The following is a 281-nucleotide window of genomic DNA, read 5'->3' as shown; positions in this document are numbered from 1 at the left end:
CCGTACGGGATTTGAACCCGTGTTACCGCCGTGAGAGGGCGGCGTCCTAGGCCGCTAGACGAACGGGGCTTAGAACTGAATCCAACCCAACTGAGTGAGCGAATTCCGCTGGCCTACCAGGACTCGAACCTAGAATGACGGTACCAGAAACCGTAGTGTTGCCAATTACACCATAGGCCAATAAAGACTGGCGCTTTCACGCTGTCTTTGTACCCCGTACGGGATTTGAACCCGTGTTACCGCCGTGAGAGGGCGGCGTCCTAGGCCGCTAGACGAACGGG

At 57.3% G+C, this 281-nt stretch carries 2 tRNA genes; both read right to left on the bottom strand.

The annotated features are described in order from the left end of the window. Window positions 1-108: 108 nt before the first annotated feature. Window positions 109-180, bottom strand: a tRNA-Gln gene (locus tag QP978_RS10800). 30 nt (window positions 181-210) lie between these two features. Then, a tRNA-Glu gene (locus QP978_RS10795) sits at window positions 211-281 on the bottom strand.

This window comes from Corynebacterium sp. MSK035 (assembly GCF_030232615.1).
Taxonomy (GTDB): domain Bacteria; phylum Actinomycetota; class Actinomycetes; order Mycobacteriales; family Mycobacteriaceae; genus Corynebacterium; species Corynebacterium jeikeium_D.
This window is presented reverse-complemented; position numbering and strand designations above follow the sequence as displayed.